The sequence below is a fragment of the Microcystis sp. M_QC_C_20170808_M3Col genome, assembly GCF_007095505.1.
In the GTDB taxonomy this organism is placed as follows: Bacteria; Cyanobacteriota; Cyanobacteriia; order Cyanobacteriales; family Microcystaceae; genus Microcystis.
This window is the reverse complement of record NZ_SFBY01000077.1, coordinates 1-2,805: the sequence shown is the minus strand read 5'-3', so window position 1 is coordinate 2,805 and position 2,805 is coordinate 1. Positions and strand designations below refer to the sequence as shown.

The window sequence follows — 2,805 nt, the reverse complement described above, 5'->3', positions numbered from 1 at the left end:
CAGCCCAAGGTGCGCCGCAATAGCGACTCTTGTTCTGGTGTGGGGTAAAATCGAAACCAATAGGCTTTTTCCATGTCTCACATTTTAGCATATATTTGGTAAATGCGCTAGTATTTAACAGTAAAGCCGTCGTAGAACGACGGGGTTTCAGACCCAAAATTTTCGATGAGTAACGGGTACGGTAGGGATCGAACCTACAACCGTCCGCTTAGAAGGCGGATGCTCTATCCATTGAGCTACGTACCCAAGAAAGCACAATTATAGATCATACTTCCAACAGTGACAAGTGGTAGGACTAATTTTCGCCGCTACCCCTCTTTGCCACTGTCCAAGCTTAATGATGATGGTGGTGTCCGTGGTGATGATGGTGATCGGAATGAATGTGAGGAATTGTTACAGAACTATTGACAGATAAAGCCTCTTGTGATATGAGAGCTTCGATATGTTCCTCGGCCCAATCGGCAGCCATCCGGCAAAATTCGGGGTTATCGTTGACACAGGCCATCTGCACATAATTAACTTGGTCGTGTTTGCGGCGTAAAGCTTCGATAATATGCTCCACATCCAGTAAAGTTTCGTGATTTTCCGTAGCAAAGCCAATCGGCATGAAAATTAAAGCTTTGGCCCCTAATTCGATTAAATTCTTCGCCGCTAACTCTGCATTCGGTTGCGTCCATTTAATTAAGGGGGTTTGGTGATTTAACCAACCCACAGAAACCAAGGGATAACGATAGATTAATTTTTCCCGGACTAACTCGTATAAAGCTTGACTTTCATCGATTCCCGACGTAAATCCCTTCGCTTCGTGGGGACAACCGTGATTCATTAAAATAATGCCAATTTGCGAGGGAAGACAGCTACTAGCTACCTCGGTAGCGATTTTTTCTTCCACTAACCGCGCCATTAGCTCTATATAAGCGGGTTGGTTATAAAACGAGGGAATATAGCGCAATCCTTTCACCCAATGTTCCCCCGTTTGTCCTTGAGCTAAAGCTTTGTTAACTTGTTCGATCGCAATGCCACTGGTAAAGATAGAATCAACCACGAGGAGAGGATAGATCAAAATTTTCTCGAATCCCCGTTCGCGGATTTCCCCTAATACCTGTGCTGGTAAAAAAGGCGCGCAGAAGTTAAACGCTTTGAATACCTCCACCCGATTACCCCATTTTGCCTGTAAATTGCGCTCGATTTCCTGTCTTTGATGCTCGAAAATGTGGTTATGGGGCGAAATAAAGTGATTATGCTGGTGTTGCCATTCGTGTAGGTCAAATATGGCCAATAATTTCGCTAGGGGAGGATAAACCCAAGTCGGTACAGGAGCGAACTTAGCCGTCAGCAGATTTAAGGCCTGTTCATTATAGTTGGCAAAGTCCTCGTAACTCTCCACTTCCCCGTATCCCATTAATAATACCGCCACTCGATCGCTGTGGTTGTGGGTAGCGGCTAACTGTTGTTGATCTGAAATGGCAACCACGTTTTTAACCCCGATTTTCTAAGTGAAAAACGCTATATCACTGGGATAGTAGCACTTTCCTATCCTATCCCCTCGCACGGGATAGACCGCTAAAAATTTATAACCTCTACAGAATCATACAGATTGCTTATCATCCTCATTAATAAAACGAGATGTAAAGAAACTTTAAATAATGTTAAGATCGTTGTAGTCCCACTTATGAGAGATATGACAGCAGGCGTGTTTGGTAGCTTACCTTTTCCCAATCAGAGCGGCGATCAACTCATCAGTAAGGCGGTGAGTGCTGCGATCGCTGCATTATTCAAACGGACAGGCAAGCTGAAAGCTACTGTCCGCGCCGAACCCGTAGCCAAATTACTGCAAGGCAGTATCGACGGTTTTGACTTTATCGGTCAGTCGATGCTGATGTACAATGGCCTACGCATCGAAGCCATGGAATTGTATGTGCAAGCGGTGGCGATCGATTTTAGTGCCATTTTTACCGGACAGGTAAAACTCCGTCAACCGACGCGGGCCACTTTGCGGGTAGTTTTAACGGAAGAAGATTTAACCACCTCTTTTAATACACCTTTTATTGTCGAAAAACTGCAAAGATTAGAGTACGAAGGTAAATCAATTCACTGTCAGAATACGGAATTAATTCTCAATGACAATAAAACTTTAACTCTGAAAAGTCTGATCAAATTGGGAGAAGAAGAACCAATTCTTCTAGAAATGACCACTGCTGTGGTTGTGGAAGAACGGCGAAAAATTCAATTTGTTGAGGTGGTTTATCAAGGGGACGAAAGATCGAAAGCTTTAGGAGAAGCTTTAATCAGCCACGTTAACAACCTCATGGATTTAGATAAATTTGCCCTCGATGGTACTCAATTAAGGGTCGATCGACTACGTTTAAAAGATAAACAGATCATCTTTTATGGTATCGCCGATATCGAGCGTTTTCCCCAAAGAAAATAGGCAGCATTTTTGCATTTTAATCGTGCTTGTGGCTACAGGGAGGCACAGGATCGTAACCTCCGGGGTGAAAAGGATGACAACGGAGAATACGCTTAATTGCTAACCAAGAACCGCGCACCACACCAAAGCGATCGATCGCTTCCATGGCATACTGGGAACAGGTGGGTTGAAAACGACAGGAAGGGGGAAATAGCGGCGAAATAAACCGTCGATATCCCTTAATTAAACCAATAAAAATTCCTTTCATCGAAAATTTGGGTCTGAAACCCCGTCGTTCTACGACGGCTTTACTGTTAAATATTAGCGCATTTACCAAATATATGCTAAAATGTGAGACATGGAAAAAGCCTATTCGTTTCGATTTTACCCCACAC

At 43.7% G+C, this 2,805-nt stretch carries 4 protein-coding genes and 1 tRNA gene; 1 reads left to right on the top strand and 4 read right to left on the bottom strand.

What is annotated here, in order from left to right; translation table 11 throughout:
* From EWV84_RS04015 to EWV84_RS04005, 3 genes are all read right to left on the bottom strand, one after another.
* Nucleotides 1-74: helix-turn-helix domain-containing protein (locus tag EWV84_RS04015; protein ID WP_287076595.1), on the bottom strand; the 74-nt coding region annotated here is incomplete at its 3' end.
* Nucleotides 75-173: 99 nt separating this feature from the next.
* Nucleotides 174-246, bottom strand: a tRNA-Arg gene (locus EWV84_RS04010).
* 88 nt (nt 247-334) lie between these two features.
* Entirely contained in the window at nt 335-1,474 is a 1,140-nt protein-coding gene (locus tag EWV84_RS04005) for a ferrochelatase (protein ID WP_287076592.1), read from the bottom strand.
* 198 nt (nt 1,475-1,672) lie between these two features.
* Here EWV84_RS04005 and EWV84_RS04000 point away from each other — a divergent pair, with 198 nt between their 5' ends.
* On the top strand, nt 1,673-2,431 hold the full coding sequence (locus EWV84_RS04000) for an LmeA family phospholipid-binding protein (protein ID WP_287076590.1): 759 nt from the start codon (nt 1,673-1,675) through the stop codon (nt 2,429-2,431).
* A 16-nt stretch (nt 2,432-2,447) separates the two neighbouring features.
* Here EWV84_RS04000 and yidD read toward each other — a convergent pair whose 3' ends face one another.
* Nucleotides 2,448-2,678: a membrane protein insertion efficiency factor YidD gene (gene yidD / locus EWV84_RS03995; RefSeq protein WP_287076588.1), complete on the bottom strand. Its 231-nt coding sequence runs from the start codon at nt 2,676-2,678 to the stop codon at nt 2,448-2,450.
* Between the last annotated feature and the right edge of the window lie 127 nt (nt 2,679-2,805).

Coding starts and splice junctions, on each gene's coding strand:
- EWV84_RS04000 (WP_287076590.1), top strand. CDS start 1,673: ATGAGAGATATGACAGCAGGCGTGTTTGGTAGCTTACCTTTTCCCAAT.
- yidD (WP_287076588.1), bottom strand. CDS start 2,678: ATGAAAGGAATTTTTATTGGTTTAATTAAGGGATATCGACGGTTTATT.